Origin of the sequence: Lysobacter sp. Root690 (genome assembly GCF_001427785.1) — a bacterium.
Classification (GTDB): Bacteria; Pseudomonadota; Gammaproteobacteria; order Xanthomonadales; family Xanthomonadaceae; genus Lysobacter.
The window spans coordinates 268417-283101 of record NZ_LMHM01000012.1; the positions used below are offsets into that span (position 1 = coordinate 268417).

Consider the following 14685-nt stretch of genomic DNA (forward strand, 5'->3'; position numbering starts at 1 on the left):
GCGGCTTGCGCCGCTCCTACAGAGGGCAACTGATGCAATGGAAGTTATTGATCGCCCAAGCCTAGGAGCGAGGCGAGCTGCAGCCGTCAATCAACAAAGGCTGGGTGACGAGTCGGGTTGCATCAGATTCGAGCGCACGCGTTCGGAAAACCGAACCAATCAGCCGCGTCGAATGCTACCGATATGGCGGATATCCACAGCCGGCCGATCGCCGCCACCGAGCGAATCGTCATGACGCGCGTTATCCACAGCGCGGCTCACGACCCACGCGATCGGCACCGCGGTACCGCGTACATCACCACCTGCGCGATCAAGGCCGCGGAACTTCGAAGCTCACCGCCTCCGCGATCATCGCCGCAGTGCCCCGAAAATCATCGCCTCAACGATCAACGCCCCAACACCCCGAAAATCACCACCGCCGCGATCAACGCCGCCATCACCGCGAAGAAAATCTTGACCCAGCTGTAAGGCCGCTCACCCGCGATCTGCCCGGTATAGCCGTTGGCCAACACCTGGAAACTGCGCGAGCCGTAGGTGTAGCTGACCAGCCAAACCGGCACCAGGATGTGCTTGAAGGTGCGGCCGCGGAAGGTCGCGTCGACCTGCAGGTTGCGCTGGGTGTCGCCGGGCACCTGCGCCGAACACAGGGCGCGGGTCTGTTCCTGCATCAGGGTTTCGTTCGATTGCGCGGCGCGGCGCAGGTCGACCTGGTAACGCTCGACCATCCAGCCGCGCACGAACTCGGGCGAGTAAGGCTTGAGGTCGGTGGTGGTCGGAAACGAGCCGATCTGCTGCAGCAGGTCCTGATGCACGCCGACCGTGCCCGGCACCAGTTCGTCGTCGAAGAAATGCCGCAGCGAGCCCGAGGCGTCCTCCCAGCGCGTGCGCTGCACCTGCCGGGTCTTGCGCTGACCGTTCTCGGTGTAGCTTTCGGTCTCGTAGTAGTGATAACCCGCTTCGGCCGTCCAGTTCGCCGAGACGTGCGCGTCGAAGGTCCAGTACGGCAGGTAGATGCCCTTGAGCGTGTCGGTCAGCGCCGCGGTCTTGAGCCGGTTCGGCGCGAACCAGCGGGTGCCGTACCAGGCGCGGATCGACTCGCGCACCTGGCCGTCGCTGATCTTGAACGGCAGCACGCTCTGCGGGGTGATCGCGTCGCCGAGCGATTCGTGTTCGATGATCGACGGCGAGCCGCAGAATTCGCAGCGGTCGGCGACCTTGCCGTCGACGAACACCGAAATCGCGTGGCAACTCTGGCACTGCACTTCGCGCCGCTGCGTGCCGCCGTAACCGCGCTGTGCCTGCGGCGTGCCGGCCATGCTCTGCAGTAGGTCGAGCACGCTGTTGCCCTGGCGTGAACCCTGCACGCGCTGGCCGTCGGTCTGCACGCTCCAGCTGACAGACAGGCGTGGCGCATCTCCGGGCGAGCGCGCCTGCTGCTCTACCGCCGCGTGCACGGCGGCCAGATCGAGCTCTTGCGATCCCGCGGCGCCGTCGGGCGTCGCCGACGCCGGCAAGGGAGGTGGCGGCAGCGGCGGCGGCTCGGCCGCCGGTTCCTGCATACGCTTGAGCGCTTCGAGCAGGTCGTGCTCGACCATCGCCGGGCTGCCGTCGCCAGGCGCGGACGCGGCCTGTTCCAGCGGCACCACGGTGCCGCAGTAGGGGCAGGCCAGCGATTGCTTCGCCGCATTCCATTGCAGATCCCCGCCGCATTCCGGGCAGGGATGTTTTCCGACGGTCGCGTTGTTCATCAGCCGCGCAGGAATTCTTCGAGCGCGGCCTTGGCGATGCGGGTGGCGTTGCCGATCTTGCGCGCCTTGAGGTCGCCCGAGGCGATCGCGGCCTCGACGTCCTCGACCGACACGCCCAGGGTGGCGGCGGCCTGTTCGGGCGTGAGCACCTCCAGCGCGCCGGCGGCGCCCGGCAACGGCGGCGGCGTGGCGCCGGTCGCGGCCTGCGGGGCCTGGTTCTGCATGCTGCGCATCATTTCCTGGGCCATGCCGAAGCCGATCGCCATCTGCGCCGCGCCGCCGGCCGCGCCGCCGTCGCTGCCGTTGGCCATCGAGGTGCCCATCTGGAACTTGACGTAGTCGTTGAGGTTGCCGACCGCGCCCATGCTCGAGCGCGCGTCGATCGCCTTCTCGACTTCCGGCGGCACCGAGACGTTCTCCAGCACGAAGCCGGTGATCTCGATGCCGTACTTGCTGGTCATCGCCGGGTTGATGATCGGCAACAACGCGTCGCCGAGTTCGCCGTAGCGCGAGGCCACATCCAGCGCCGGCACCTTGGCGGTGGCGAGCGCGTCGGTGAACACGCTGACGATGCGCGAACGCATGGTGTCGGCGAATTCGTCTAGGCGGAAATTCTGATCGGTGCCGGCCACTTCCTTGAGGAACCGGGCCGCGTCGACGATGCGGAAATCGTAGGTGCCGAACGCGCGCAGGCGGACGATGCCGAAGTCGGCGTCGCGCATCATCACCGGGTTGGAGGTGCCCCACTTGTTGCCGGTGAACAGGCGCGTGTTGAGGAAATAGACGTCGCACTTGAACGGCGAATTGAAGCCGTACTTCCAGCCGAGAATCGTCGACAGGATCGGGATGTTCTCGGTCTTGAGGGTGTGCTTGCCGGGGTTGAACAGGTCGGCGTACTGGCCGGCGGCGACGAACTGGACCTGCTGCGACTCGCGCACGATCAGCTGGGCGCCGTTCTTGATTTCCTTGTCGTCGTCCGGGTAGCGGAACGAGAGGGTGTCGCGCGAGTCATCGGTCCACTCGATGATTTCCAGCAACTCGCCCTTGATGAAACCCAGAATGCTCATGTCCCGCTCCCTGCCTGTGGTGCGGGGATTCTAGAACACGACGGACGGCGGCAAGCACGCGGGCATCGCCGCCGGCGCGGCCCAGGGCCGGCGTGTGGCACGAGGGTGCCCGCACGCACGTCTTTGCCGCGCGCCGCGACCCCCGGCCGACCGCGGCTGGCGCAGGCCGGCCCGCAGCCATGTTTCACCGCTGCGACATCGCCCACGCCGCCTGTCGCCGACCCGGCGAAAACTGTGGACGCGATCGCGGCTGCCCGCGCAAACCGACACACCCGGTATCGGTAGCGGCCGCGATGGGTGGCACACTCGGCGTCTGACGCCTATCCCGCAGCCCACCACTACCTGAACGCTTGACAAACGCGGCCCGCTAGCGCGTCCTATCGGACGTGCGCCCGGCCCCGTATCGGACGGGTCTCGCGTATTTCAGGGGAGCTTTAAACAAATGATCGTCGCTATTCATAATCGGCGTAGCAGCCGGCTGTCCGTTGTAAAGCAGGTGTCCGCGGTGCTCGCGCTCGGATTCGTGCTCGCCGCCTGCGGCAAGAAAGAAGAGGCCGCCGCGCCCACGGATGCGGCGCCCGCACCGACCACCGGCGCCCCGGCACCGACCGCGCAAACCGCGGTTTCGGCCAAGGTCTCGTCGCTGACGGTCGATCAGCTGCGCGAAGCGGCGCGCAAGGCGTATGTGGAAAACCGTCTGTACGCGCCGGCCGAGGACAACGCCGTCGAGTACTACCTGGCCCTGCGCGAAAAAGCCCCGGCCGACGCCGTGGCCTCCAGCGCGTTGACCGACCTGTTGCCGATGACGGTCATCGCGACCGAGCAGAGCGTGGGCCGCGAGGACTTTGTCGAAGCCCAGCGCCTGGCCGCGCTGATCGAACGCGCCGACGCCCAGCACCCGGCGCTGGCCCGGTTGAAGGCCTCGATCGGCGCCCAGCAGGATGCGGTGGCCAAGCGCGCCGAGCAGGAGAAGCTCACCGCCGAGGAACAGGCCAAGAAGCAGGTCGAGCTGGAGAAGCAGCGTCTGGCCCAGCAGCAGGCGCAGCAGCAGCAGGCCGCGCAGCAGTTGGCGACCCAGCAGGCGGCCGAGCGTCAGGCCGCGACCCAGCGCGCGGCCGAACAGCGCGCGGCCGAGCAACGCGCCGCCGAACAGCGGGCCAGCGAGCAGCGCGCACCGGAACGTCCCGCCCCGGCGCCCGCGCCGGCCGCCGCCGCGACCGCGCCGAGCGATCTGCGCGCGGTGTCGACGCCGGCCCCGCGCTATCCGCCCGAAGCCCTGCGCGCCGGCACCTCGGGCGAGGTCCAGGTGGAGTTCACCGTCGGCACCGACGGTTCGGTCACCGCGGCCCGCGTGGTGCGCTCGAACCCGGCTCGCGTGTTCGATCGCGAAGCGGTCAACGCGGTGCGCAAGTGGCGGTTCCAGCCGGTCCCGGCGCCGGTCACCACGCGTCGCACGATCGGGTTCAATCCGGGCGGTTGATCGACTGGATTGGGTAATCGACGGAAACGAAGAAGCCCGGCGCGAGCCGGGCTTTTTCGTTCGCGCTCGACTGCCTGGTGAGTGGGCCGACGACCTCGCTGAAACGGTCGCGCGCTGCCGTACAGTGCCGGCCACGGGCGGCGCTGATCGTATGCGGCGCGCCCTGGCCGATGCGGTTGCGCCTCTAGCCCGGGCCGCACATCCCGCGATGGAGACACGATGAGCTATCAAGACGAACTACAGCGCCTCGGCGGCGTGACCCGGGCCACGGCCGATGCCTTCGCGCCGCTGGAACCGTTCGCGATCCGGCAGCTTGAGCGCCGGATCGGCTTCGAACTGCCCGAGGACTACCGCGACTTCCTCGCGCGCCTGGGCGGCGGGCTGGACTTCATGGAAGAAGTGGTCAGCGAGCCAGTGCGCGACAGCCCCGAGTACCTGCACGCGGCGGACACGGGGCTCGCGAACCCGACCTTCGCCGGTTCGCTCGTCGCGACCTTCTTCGGCGCCGACGAGCGCCTGCCGGACCACCTGGGCTTCGACTGGGCGTTGCGCAATTACGAACGGCGCCTGCCCGACCGCAGTCTGCCGGTCGCCACCGATGGCGTCGGTAATCTGATCTGCCTCATCGATGCGCGCGATCGCAGGCCGGGGTTCTACTGGTGGGACCACGAGCACGAGTGGGACGAGAGCGACTATCGCGAGGAGACCGGCAGGGCGATGCCGGCGGAAGCGAAGTATCAGAACGTGTACTTCATCGCCGAATCGTTTTCGCGATTGCTGCAGCGGGCGTTTGTGTTCGTCGACGAATGAACGAGGCGTGGTCGCATTGGGTATTCGTGCGCGGGTGGTCGATCGTGGCGGCTGGATGGCCGAGCTGCGGGACTTACCGAGATCAGCCTGTAATTGCCGGCATTGCGATGGGTTACCGATGCACCGCCGTGTATGACGACGGCGTCGTTAAAGCGAATCCCCCGCGCACCGAATGATGCTTCGGCCTCGAAGGTTCGCAAGCGCGTGCCTCCTTTTCCAAAGTGGGCACCGATTCACGCGCACCGATGGGGAAACCGCCGGGGGATAGGCGCCGAGCCATGCTTCCCCCTTTGCAAAGGGGAGATGCCGTTCCGTGCTTCCCCTTTGCAAAGTTGGGGATAAGCCGAGCCGTGCTTCCCTTTCCAAAGTTGGGGATAAGCCGAGCCGTACTTCCCTTTGCAAAGTTGGGGATAGGCCGAGCCGTATTTCCCTTTGCAAAGTTGGGGATAGGCCGAGCCGTGCTTTTCCCCCCTTTGCAAAAGGGGGGCAGGGGGGATTCGCTTTTGCTCCTGCTTTCGCACCAGCGCCAACCAAATCCCCCAACCCATCACCCCGCAATTGCCAGCTTCTCGTTGTGATAGCGCCGCACCGCAGCGAACCACAACAGCCCCGCCAACGCGAACGCGGTGGCCAGATACACCGCCCAGATCTGACTGGAGATCGCTTCGCCGCGAATCACCTTCAGCAACAACTGATTCTGCGACAGGAACGGCACGGTGAACTGCCACAGCTGGGTCTTGAGCGGGTTGACCATCAGCACGAAGGTCGGGATCAGCGGCATCAGCATCAGCCAGGTGATGTGGCTCTGCGCTTCCTTCAGGCTCTTGGCCGCGGCCGACAGATAGGTCAACAGCGCGGTGCCGATGAACGACATCGGCAGCAAGATCAGCAGCATCTTGCCGATCGCCGCGAAGCTGACGTTGAGCATCTGGCCGATGCCGCTGCTCATCTGCGCGCTGAGCTTGAACGCGAACAAGGTCAGCAGCAGCGAGATCAGGCCGAGGATGCAGGCCGCGGCGATCTTGCCGCTGACGATCGCGCCGCGCGGCGCCGGCGTGGCCAGCAACGGTTCCAGCGATTGGCGTTCGCGTTCGCCGGCGGTGGCGTCGATGATCAGGTACGCGCCGCCGATGAACGAGGTCATGATCAGCAGGTACGGCAGCAACGCCGACAGCACCAGGCCGCGCTTGGCTTCGGGCGTGGCCACGTCGCGGTTGCCGACGTTGACCGGCTGGGCGACGTTGGCGGCGATGCCGCGCGCGAACAAACGCAGCACGCCGACTTGGCGGCTGTAACCCTCCAGCGCCGCGCGCACGCGCCGGCTGGGGATCTCGGCATCGCGGCGGGTGCTGTCCTGGACGATTTCGACCAGCGCCGGCTGCCCTTCCTTCCACTGCTTGGCGTAGTCGGCGGCGATGATCAGGCCGACGTCGAAGTCCTGCTGCTGGATCGCCGCGTCCAGATCGGACGGCGCGGGGATCGCGACGATGTTCTGGGTGGCGAGGAACTTGATCAGGTTCGGCGCGTGCTCGGCGCCGCGCACCGGCACCCGCAGTTCGGTGTCGAGCTGGGTGCGCGCGCGGTTTTCGGCGAGCGCGCCCATGCCGAGCATCAGCAGCGGGTACAACAACGGACCGAGCAACAGGGCGATGGCCAGGGTGCGGCGGTCGCGCGAGATGTCGCGCAGTTCCTTGCGGATCACCGCCCACATGGCGGAAAACGAACCGGTCTTCATGCGTGCAGGCCCTCGTCGCTGCCGATCGCCTTGACGAAGGCGTCTTCCAGATTGTCTTCGCCGGTCTGCGCGCGCAGCTCGTCGGCGGTGCCGGCGGCCACGACCTGGCCCTTGGCGATGATGACGATGCGGTCGCACAGCGCGGCGACCTCTTGCATGATGTGGCTGGAAAAAATCACGCAGCGTCCTTCTTCGCGCAGCCCGCGCAGGAATCCGCGCATCGCGCGCGTGGTCATCACGTCCAGGCCGTTGGTGGGTTCGTCGAGGATCACGTTGCGCGGGTCGTGGACCAGCGCGCGCGCGATCGCGGTCTTGGTGCGCTGGCCTTGCGAGAAGCCCTCGGTCTGGCGGTCGAGGATGTCGCCCATGTCCAGCGCCTGCGCCAGGGTGCGGGTGCGTTGCTCGATCTGGGCACGGCTCATGCCGTGCAGTTCGCCGAAGTAGGCGATGTTCTCGCGCGCGGTCAGGCGCTTGTACACGCCGCGCGCGTCGGGCAGCACGCCCAGCGCGCGGCGCACCGCGGCCGGATCCTTGCGCGCGTCGACGCCGTCCACGCGCACTTCGCCGCGGTCGGGCTGCATCAGCGTGTAGAGCATGCGCAGGGTGGTGGTCTTGCCGGCGCCGTTGGGCCCGAGCAGGCCGGTGATCTGGCCGTCGTGCGCTTCGAAATCGACGCCTTGCACGGCGTTGACGGTGCCGGTCTTGGTCTTGAAGGCTTTATGCAGGTCGTGGGCGGTGATCATGGTTTTCCACGTGATTCGGGATTGGGGATTCGGGATTGGCAAAAGCGGGTGGGGTCGCGATGTCCGGGCGTTCGAATCCCGAATCACAAATCCCCAATCCCGGCTCTCAGGGCTCCCACCCATTGAACGAAACGAACGGCGGCACGTAGCCCAGTGAATCCAGGCAGCGCGCTTCGAGTTTCTTGGCGTCGGCGGTTTCGATGAACTGGCCCAGCAGCTTCGGCGTGCAGCCGATCCGCAGCGCGCCGTGGCCCTGGCCGCGCAGCACCAGGTGGCGGCCGTTGGGCAGGTGCTTGAGCACTTGCTCGCCGTAGCGCGGCGGGGTGACCGGATCGAGTTCGCCCGACAACAGCAGCACCGGGCCGTCGGACTTGAACGGCGCGTGGAACTCCTTCGGCCGCTGGCCGGTCGGCCAGACCTTGCACTGCGCCGCCAGCGTCGTCTGCATGTCGTCGCCGAGCACGGTGCCGGCGTCGGCCGGGTTGGGCTTGAACAGGTCGGCGTCCTCGGCGCAGATCACCGACAGCTGCATGCCGTAGTTGAGGTCTTCGTCGAGCTGGCTGCCGATCATGGTCGACAGCGACATCAGCGGGCCGTAGCGGCCCTGGTCGGCTTCGTTGAGCATCAGCGGCAACAGCGAGGCCGCCTCGGGCGCGTACGAGAACATCCGGGTCAGCATCGCCACATGGCCGGCGGTGACCCGCTCGTGCTTCTGCTCGCCGGTGTTCGGATCGCGGTAATCGACTTCGACCGGTTCGGCCTGCAGCCGCGCCATCAGCTTGCGCAACTGCTCGCGCGGTTCGCTGCCGAAGCGCGTGCGGCAGGCCGGGGTCTGCTGGCACAGCTTGAATTGCTGGGCCAGGGCGCTGTCGAGGTTCTGCGCATGCTCGCTGCCGAGCACCAGTTCGTTCGGCACCACGCCGTCGAGCACCACCGCGCGGGTGTGCTGCGGGTAGCGGCCGGCGTACTGCTGGGCCACGCGGGTGCCGTAGGACACGCCGACCAGATCGATCTTGTCGGCGCCGATCGCGGCGCGCACCGCGTCGAGGTCGGCGACCGCGTCGGTGGTGGTGAAGTGGCGCGCATCGACGGTGAGTTCCTTCGCGCAGCGTTCGACCGCGCGCAGCATCGCGTCGTTCGCGGCCTGCGGATCCGACGACGCGGACTGGGCCGCGCCCGATGCGTCATCGGACACCCCGGCCGCGCCGCGGCACAGCAGCGGCGCCGAGCGGCCGGTGCCGCGCTGGTCGATCAGCACGATATGCCGGTGCTTGCGCACTTCGCGGAACGCGCCGTCGACCAGCGGCCAGGACGAAGTCGCGGCTTGGCCGGGGCCGCCGGCGAGGAAGAACACCGGATCGGGCGCGACCCCGGCTTCGTCGGTGGCCGGCAGCCAGGCCATGTTGAGCTTGAGCTTTTTGCCGTTGGGTTCGGCTGCGTTTTGCGGCACTTCGAACTGCGCGCACTGCGCGGCGATGGTGCCGGCCGCCTGCGGCGACGACAGCGTGCACGGGTCGAACACGATCCGGCCGTAACGGCGCTTGATCGCGGCGGTGCTTTCGCCTTTGTTCGCCGCGCCCGCGGCGGTGGGCGGGGTGTCGCGGCCGCAGCCGCCGAGAATCAGTGCCGCGAGCGTCGCGGCCAATCCCACGGCCGCGTAGCGCGGCCGGTGTCCAGTTCCGAATCGATGCATGGTCGGTGTCTCATCGCCAAGGCGGGTGCGCCTTCAAGAATGACAGACGGGAGCGACGCGGAGGATGTGACCACTCGAAGGGGAAGAAGTTAAAGCCCGACGTAGCCAGCCGAAGTCCGGCCAACCATGGCCGCTTGCACGAGCCACTGTCCGCGGTAGTCATCCATCGACGAAAGCGCGGCGCGGGAGAAGTTAAAGCCCGACGTCGCCAGCCCAAGCCCGGCCAACCGTGGCGGCCTCAGGAACCATCAGACATCCCACCGCCGCATCATCGCTTCGCGACCCGTCGATGCTGTTCCCCCCTTTGCAAAAGGGGGGCAGGGGGGATTTGCTTTTGCACCGCGCACCGCGCACCGCCGAGGGCAAATCCCCCGCGCACCGATCAATAACCCGGGACGAGACCACGCAGGCGCTCGCCCCCTTTTTCAAAGTGGGCGCCGATTTCAGAAGGTCGCTACCCGCCCGCTTGCTACCGGCCGGGTCGACATCGCGAGCGACTTGCTCAAGAGCGAAGATTCGCCCGCCGATCGTCAGCTCACTTCGACGAAACGTACTTCTCGCGCCGGATGTGCGGCACCGGCAGCCCGTATTCCTTGAGCGCCTCGAAGCACGAGTCGACCATGTTCGGGTTGCCGCACAGGTAGGCGATGTCGCCGTCCGGGTTCGGGCTGAATTCGGCCAGGAACTGCTGCACGTAGCCCTGGCGCACGTCCGGGTGCGGATCGGCCGGCAGCTCGCGCGAGAAGCACGGGACGAAACGGAAGTTCGGCTCGCGCTCGGCGAAGGCGCGGAATTCGTCGCCGTACAGCAGCTCGTCCGGGGTGCGCGCGCCGAACAGCAGCACCACCTCGATGCCGCGCTCGCGGATCAGGGTTTCCAGCTGCGGCAGCATCGCCCGGTACGGGGTCACGCCGGTGCCGGTGCCGATCAGCAGATAGCGGCGATTGGTGTCGGCCGGCATCAGGCAGAAGCGCCCGAACGGGCCGCTGGCCAGGATCGGGTCGCCCTCGTTCAAGCCTTCGAACAACGCGGTCGCCGCGCCGCCGGGCACGTAGCTGACCGCGATCTCGACCGTCTCGCCCGCGCCCAGCGCGTGGTCGTGGATGGTCGCCAGCGAATAGCTGCGCTTGGTCGAGGTGCCGTCGGCGTACTGGAAGTGGACCTGGATGAACTGGCCGGGGATGTAGTCCAGCGGCTCGCCGTCGTCGCGCAGGAACACGTAGTGGCCGACCGTGGGGGCCAGCATCCGGCGCGAAACGAGCTTGAGCGGGAATTGCTTCATGGGCGGTGCGGCTTCATGTGGAATGCGATTTCGGTAGGCGGTCCGGCCGAAGGAGCGATCGGATCCGCGGGTGTTGCGACCGGCTGGGCTGCTGCGCTGGAACCACCGATCCCGACCAAGGCGGTCGCGCAATGCCTGACTGTGCAAAGCCCGAGCGCGTCCGTCGACCGCGTTGGCCGGGCGCGACCCGTGCCGGGCATCGCAACGCGGGATTTCGCAACAGTCTGTGGCCGGAGTGCCGCCACGGGGCCGCCTATACTAAGCCATTCGCCGCGAGGCCCGCGGCCAGCGATCGAGACCACCCCGCAATGACCCAGCCAACGGCCCCCGCCACGGGCCCCAGTTCGGCCACGGCCGGCATCCCCGCCGCCCCCTCCTCCAACGTGTCCGCCAGCGTGCCCGCCCTGCGCGTACGCGACTTGCGCAAGACCTACGACAACAAGGTGCAGGCGCTCAAGGGCGTGTCCCTGGACGTGGCCGAAGGCGATTTCTTCGCCTTGCTCGGCCCCAACGGCGCCGGCAAGTCGACGATGATCGGCATCGTCAGCTCGCTGGTGAACCTGAGCGAAGGCGCGGTGGAGATCTTCGGCACCGACCTGATCCGCCACCGCGACCAGGCCATGCGCCTGATCGGGCTGGTGCCGCAGGAACTCAACTTCAACATGTTCGAGAAGCCGCTCGACATCCTGGTCAACTACGCCGGCTTCTACGGCGTGCCGCGCGCGGTCGCGCTGGTCCGCGCCGAGGAAGAACTCAAGCGCGCGCAGCTGTGGGAAAAGGCCAACATGATGAGCCGCACCCTGTCGGGCGGCATGAAGCGGCGGTTGATGATCGCGCGCGCCATGATGACCCGGCCGCGCCTGCTGATCCTCGATGAACCCACCGCCGGCGTCGACATCGAAATCCGCCGCGGCATGTGGAAGACCCTGCGCGAGATCAACGCCGCCGGCACCACCATCATCCTGACCACGCACTACCTGGAAGAAGCCGAGCACCTGTGCCGCAACCTGGCGATCATCGACCAGGGCCGGATCGTGCAGCAGGGGCCGATGAAGACCTTGCTGGCGATGCTCGACGTGGAAGGTTTCCTGTTCGACATCGACGGCACCCTGCCGGCCGCGTTGCCGAGCATCGAAGGCGTGACCATGCTCGCCAGCGACGATCACACGCTGGATGTGGACATGCCGCGCGCGATGGACCTCAACCGCATTTTCGCCGCGCTCGGCCAGGCCGGCATCCGCGTGCGCTCGATGCGGACCAAGTCGAACCGATTGGAAGAACTGTTCGTGCGCATGATCAACCAACCCATCGATTCCAGCGCCGCATCGACGGAGACCGCCGCATGAGCCAGATCCTTCCGGTGCAACCGGCCAACACCGTAGAACCCACCGCCGCGCGCCGCAACCTGGTCGCGCTGGGCACGATCGTGCGCCGCGAAGTCGCGCGCATCCTGCGCATCTGGGGCCAGACCCTGGTGCCGCCGGCGATCACCATGACCCTGTACTTCCTGATCTTCGGCGGCCTGATCGGCTCGCGTATCGGCGACATGGGCGGCTACACCTACATGGAGTTCATCGTCCCCGGGCTGGTGATGATGAGCGTGATCCAGAACAGCTACGGCAATATTTCCTCGAGCTTCTTCGGCGCCAAGTTCGGCCGCCACGTCGAGGAACTGCTGGTCAGCCCGATGCCGAACTGGGTGATCCTGTGGGGCTATGTCGCCGGCGCCGTGCTGCGCGGGCTGATGGTCGGCGCGATCGTGCTGATGATCGCGATGTGCTTCACCGCCGTGCGCATCCCGCACCCGCTGGTGACCTTCACCACCGTGCTGCTCGGCGCGACGATCTTCTCGCTGGCCGGTTTCATCAACGCGGTGTACGCGAAGAAGTTCGACGACGTGGCGATCGTGCCGACCTTCATCCTGACCCCGTTGACCTACCTGGGCGGCGTGTTCTATTCGGTCAAACTGCTGCCGGCCTGGGCGGAAGCGGCGACCCACGCCAACCCGATCTTCTACATGGTCAACGCCTTCCGCTACGGCTTGCTTGGCAGCAGCGACGTGCCGTTGCCGATGGCCTACGGGTTGATGATCGCGTTCGTGGTCGCGCTGTCGTCGCTGGCGCTGTGGTTGCTCAAGCGCGGCGTGGGCTTGAGGAGCTGAGCAGTTGAGGAACGAGTTTGGAGGAGTGAGGAGTGAGTAAGAGCGTCGCTCGTCTCTCGCTTCTTCGCGCTCGCTTCACGCTTTGTCTTACTCACTCCTCACTCCTCTGAACTCATTTCCGCCCCAAGGAACGCTCATGCGCCTGATCCCCCTAGCCGCGATCCTCACCGTGGCCGTTCTCGCCGCGTGTTCCAAGCCGCCCGTCGCCGATCCGCCGGCGGTGGATGCGAACAAGGGCGCCACGCCCGACACGGCTGCGCCGGCCGCCACCGCGCCGACGGCCGCCGATCCCAATCCGGCCGCGCCGGCCGATCCGCCGATGGGCAAGATCGGCGCCGATCAGGTCGGTAAGGTCAGTCCGGTGCCCGCGTTCAAGGGCTTCGGCGAGCACTGGAGCATCGACATCCACGCCACCGGCGAGATGAACCACAAGGTCGAGCTGACCTGGGGCAGCGGCGGCGAGAAGGCCAGCGGCAGCGCCCGCTACAACGGCCAGCCGGCCGACGCGCCGAGCAGCCTGATCGTGCTCAGCGGCGAGCTGGACACCAAGCAGGGCGCCAAGCCGATGACGATCGAGATCAAGGCCGGCGAGTGCGTCGACGACGGCGACAACAAGCACATGCACAGCGTGCAGGTGCATGTCGACGGCATGGACGCGCTGAGCGGCGGTTGCGGCGATCTGGCGGTGTACTGATTCGAGGTATCAAGCCGCGTGTCGCCACGCGGCGTTACCGAACGACAGCGAATACGAAAACGGCCCGCATCGCGGGCCGTTTTCGTTGCCGGTTCCACCCAGCCGACGACCGTCGATCAGTCCGCGCGGTACTGGCGAGCGTGCAGCCAGCGCAGCAGCAGCCACGACAGGATCGGCGCCAACAGCAGGATCAGCAGCACCACCGCGATCAGGCTGGTCATTTCCCAGTTGTTGGAGTTCACCGCCAGCAGCGCCAGCGAAGCCGCCACGATCAGCAGCGGCGTCAGCAGCGCCGAGAGCAGCGCCGGCAACGCGCCGGAGCCACGCCGCACCGGCAGCGCCAGGATCATCAGCGCCTGGATCAGCCCGACCGCCAGCGCGACCACGCTCATGCCGACGCGTTGTTCGCCGTGGCCGAGCGAGGTGTAGGCCGCGGCGAGGTTCTGCAGCAGCAGCGCCACGCCCGCGCACAGGAAGCCGCCGACCAGCGCGCCGATCACCCGGCGATGCCAACCGCGCCACAGCACCGGCGTGGTGCCGCGGCCGCCCAGGCGCCAGGCGATCGGCAGGGCGATCAGGTTGATCGCCACCACCTTGAGCGCGGCGATGCCGGCGGTCCAGGCGAGCAGTTGCTGCACGCTGTAGCTCGAACGCAAGCCGCTCAGCACCTGGCCTTGCAGCATCGCCCAGCCCACGCCCAGGCCGAAGATCAGCACCAACGCGGCCAGCACCGTCGCCCACGACCGCCGCGGGGCGCCGTGGCGATCGCTCAGCGCGCAGCTCACGACCAGCACGAAACCGATCAGCAGGCCGATCGAACACAGCCATTCGACCGCCTGCACCAGTCCGGAAACCTCGGTCTGGACGTTGGCCGCGGTAATCAGCCCGATCAGGACGAAGGCGGCGGAAAACACCAGCAGGTTCGCGGCGAGCGCGAGCGGAACCAGGGCGGGCGAACGAACGGGAGAGGCGAGGTCGGACATCCGGTCATCCAGGTGGCGGTGGGGCGAGGCGCCCGCGGCGAGGCGGCGCGAGACGATCAGGTCCGCGAGGATAGAGCGGCATCGGTTCGCGGGCGAGCCGCAATCCCGGGCGCGTGGCGCAATCGCGACGGCGTGCCGTTATCGCCGCGGGCGCCCGCGGCCAGGTCACGGGGGCGAACGGGTTGCTGACGGTCGTGCGCTGGGGACACCGTGGACCGGCCGGTCTCAGATATGGCAGTTACTCACAATTAATATGGATATAAACCACAAATATTAATCCAGGCGCTCC

At 67.4% G+C, this 14685-nt stretch carries 12 protein-coding genes; 5 read left to right on the plus strand and 7 right to left on the minus strand.

Annotated elements, in window-relative coordinates; genetic code table 11:
- Positions 1 to 386 precede the first annotated feature (386 nt).
- Both ASD86_RS09000 and ASD86_RS09005 read right to left on the minus strand, forming a co-directional pair.
- A complete protein-coding gene (locus tag ASD86_RS09000; protein WP_056109594.1) occupies positions 387 to 1748 on the minus strand; it encodes a hypothetical protein in 1362 nt (453 codons plus the stop codon).
- Positions 1748 to 2815 carry an SPFH and helix-turn-helix domain-containing protein gene (locus tag ASD86_RS09005; protein WP_056109596.1) on the minus strand — a complete coding sequence of 356 codons (1068 nt, stop codon included), beginning with the start codon at positions 2813 to 2815 and terminating at the stop codon, positions 1748 to 1750. Before ASD86_RS09005 ends, ASD86_RS09000 begins: the two co-directional genes overlap by 1 nt.
- A 442-nt stretch (positions 2816 to 3257) precedes the next feature.
- Between ASD86_RS09005 and ASD86_RS09010 the strand changes: the two genes are divergently transcribed.
- The gene (locus ASD86_RS09010) at positions 3258 to 4295 is read left to right on the plus strand and encodes an energy transducer TonB (RefSeq protein ID WP_056109599.1); all 1038 of its coding nucleotides are present in this window, start codon (positions 3258 to 3260) and stop codon (positions 4293 to 4295) included.
- Positions 4296 to 4514: 219 nt separating this feature from the next.
- Positions 4515 to 5105 (plus strand): SMI1/KNR4 family protein, encoded by a 591-nt coding sequence (locus ASD86_RS09015; protein WP_056109601.1) that lies wholly within the window; start codon positions 4515 to 4517, stop codon positions 5103 to 5105.
- A gap of 547 nt (positions 5106 to 5652) precedes the next feature.
- Here the strand turns inward: ASD86_RS09015 and ASD86_RS09020 are convergent.
- The 4 genes from ASD86_RS09020 to ASD86_RS09035 form a co-directional block, all read right to left on the minus strand.
- Positions 5653 to 6840 carry an ABC transporter permease gene (locus tag ASD86_RS09020; RefSeq protein ID WP_056109603.1) on the minus strand — a complete coding sequence of 396 codons (1188 nt, stop codon included), beginning with the start codon at positions 6838 to 6840 and terminating at the stop codon, positions 5653 to 5655.
- Positions 6837 to 7583 carry an ATP-binding cassette domain-containing protein gene (locus ASD86_RS09025; RefSeq protein WP_056109606.1) on the minus strand — a complete coding sequence of 249 codons (747 nt, stop codon included), beginning with the start codon at positions 7581 to 7583 and terminating at the stop codon, positions 6837 to 6839. Before ASD86_RS09025 ends, ASD86_RS09020 begins: the two co-directional genes overlap by 4 nt.
- A gap of 106 nt (positions 7584 to 7689) precedes the next feature.
- Positions 7690 to 9276: an alpha/beta hydrolase gene (locus tag ASD86_RS09030; protein WP_082578202.1), complete on the minus strand. Its 1587-nt coding sequence runs from the start codon at positions 9274 to 9276 to the stop codon at positions 7690 to 7692.
- Positions 9277 to 9811: 535 nt separating this feature from the next.
- Positions 9812 to 10558, minus strand: coding sequence for a ferredoxin--NADP reductase (locus ASD86_RS09035; RefSeq protein ID WP_056109610.1), 747 nt, complete (start codon positions 10556 to 10558; stop codon positions 9812 to 9814).
- Between the two features lie 308 nt (positions 10559 to 10866).
- On the opposite strand from ASD86_RS09035, the gene ASD86_RS09040 reads away from it, so the two are divergent.
- The 3 genes from ASD86_RS09040 (at position 10867) to ASD86_RS27405 (ending at position 13413) form a co-directional block, all read left to right on the plus strand.
- Positions 10867 to 11904 (plus strand): ABC transporter ATP-binding protein, encoded by a 1038-nt coding sequence (locus ASD86_RS09040; RefSeq protein WP_082578203.1) that lies wholly within the window; start codon positions 10867 to 10869, stop codon positions 11902 to 11904.
- Positions 11901 to 12719 (plus strand): ABC transporter permease, encoded by an 819-nt coding sequence (locus ASD86_RS09045; protein ID WP_056109613.1) that lies wholly within the window; start codon positions 11901 to 11903, stop codon positions 12717 to 12719. Before ASD86_RS09040 ends, ASD86_RS09045 begins: the two co-directional genes overlap by 4 nt.
- A gap of 136 nt (positions 12720 to 12855) precedes the next feature.
- Complete coding sequence (locus ASD86_RS27405) at positions 12856 to 13413, plus strand: hypothetical protein (protein WP_056109615.1); 558 nt, start codon at positions 12856 to 12858, stop codon at positions 13411 to 13413.
- 116 nt (positions 13414 to 13529) lie between these two features.
- Here the strand turns inward: ASD86_RS27405 and ASD86_RS09055 are convergent, their stop codons facing one another.
- On the minus strand, positions 13530 to 14396 hold the full coding sequence (locus ASD86_RS09055) for a hypothetical protein (protein ID WP_056109617.1): 867 nt from the start codon (positions 14394 to 14396) through the stop codon (positions 13530 to 13532).
- Positions 14397 to 14685: the final 289 nt, after the last annotated feature.

Coding starts and splice junctions, on each gene's coding strand:
- ASD86_RS09000 (WP_056109594.1), bottom strand. CDS start 1,748: ATGAACAACGCGACCGTCGGAAAACATCCCTGCCCGGAATGCGGCGGG.
- ASD86_RS09005 (WP_056109596.1), bottom strand. CDS start 2,815: ATGAGCATTCTGGGTTTCATCAAGGGCGAGTTGCTGGAAATCATCGAG.
- ASD86_RS09010 (WP_056109599.1), top strand. CDS start 3,258: ATGATCGTCGCTATTCATAATCGGCGTAGCAGCCGGCTGTCCGTTGTA.
- ASD86_RS09015 (WP_056109601.1), top strand. CDS start 4,515: ATGAGCTATCAAGACGAACTACAGCGCCTCGGCGGCGTGACCCGGGCC.
- ASD86_RS09020 (WP_056109603.1), bottom strand. CDS start 6,840: ATGAAGACCGGTTCGTTTTCCGCCATGTGGGCGGTGATCCGCAAGGAA.
- ASD86_RS09025 (WP_056109606.1), bottom strand. CDS start 7,583: ATGATCACCGCCCACGACCTGCATAAAGCCTTCAAGACCAAGACCGGC.
- ASD86_RS09030 (WP_082578202.1), bottom strand. CDS start 9,276: ATGCATCGATTCGGAACTGGACACCGGCCGCGCTACGCGGCCGTGGGA.
- ASD86_RS09035 (WP_056109610.1), bottom strand. CDS start 10,558: ATGAAGCAATTCCCGCTCAAGCTCGTTTCGCGCCGGATGCTGGCCCCC.
- ASD86_RS09040 (WP_082578203.1), top strand. CDS start 10,867: ATGACCCAGCCAACGGCCCCCGCCACGGGCCCCAGTTCGGCCACGGCC.
- ASD86_RS09045 (WP_056109613.1), top strand. CDS start 11,901: ATGAGCCAGATCCTTCCGGTGCAACCGGCCAACACCGTAGAACCCACC.
- ASD86_RS27405 (WP_056109615.1), top strand. CDS start 12,856: ATGCGCCTGATCCCCCTAGCCGCGATCCTCACCGTGGCCGTTCTCGCC.
- ASD86_RS09055 (WP_056109617.1), bottom strand. CDS start 14,396: ATGTCCGACCTCGCCTCTCCCGTTCGTTCGCCCGCCCTGGTTCCGCTC.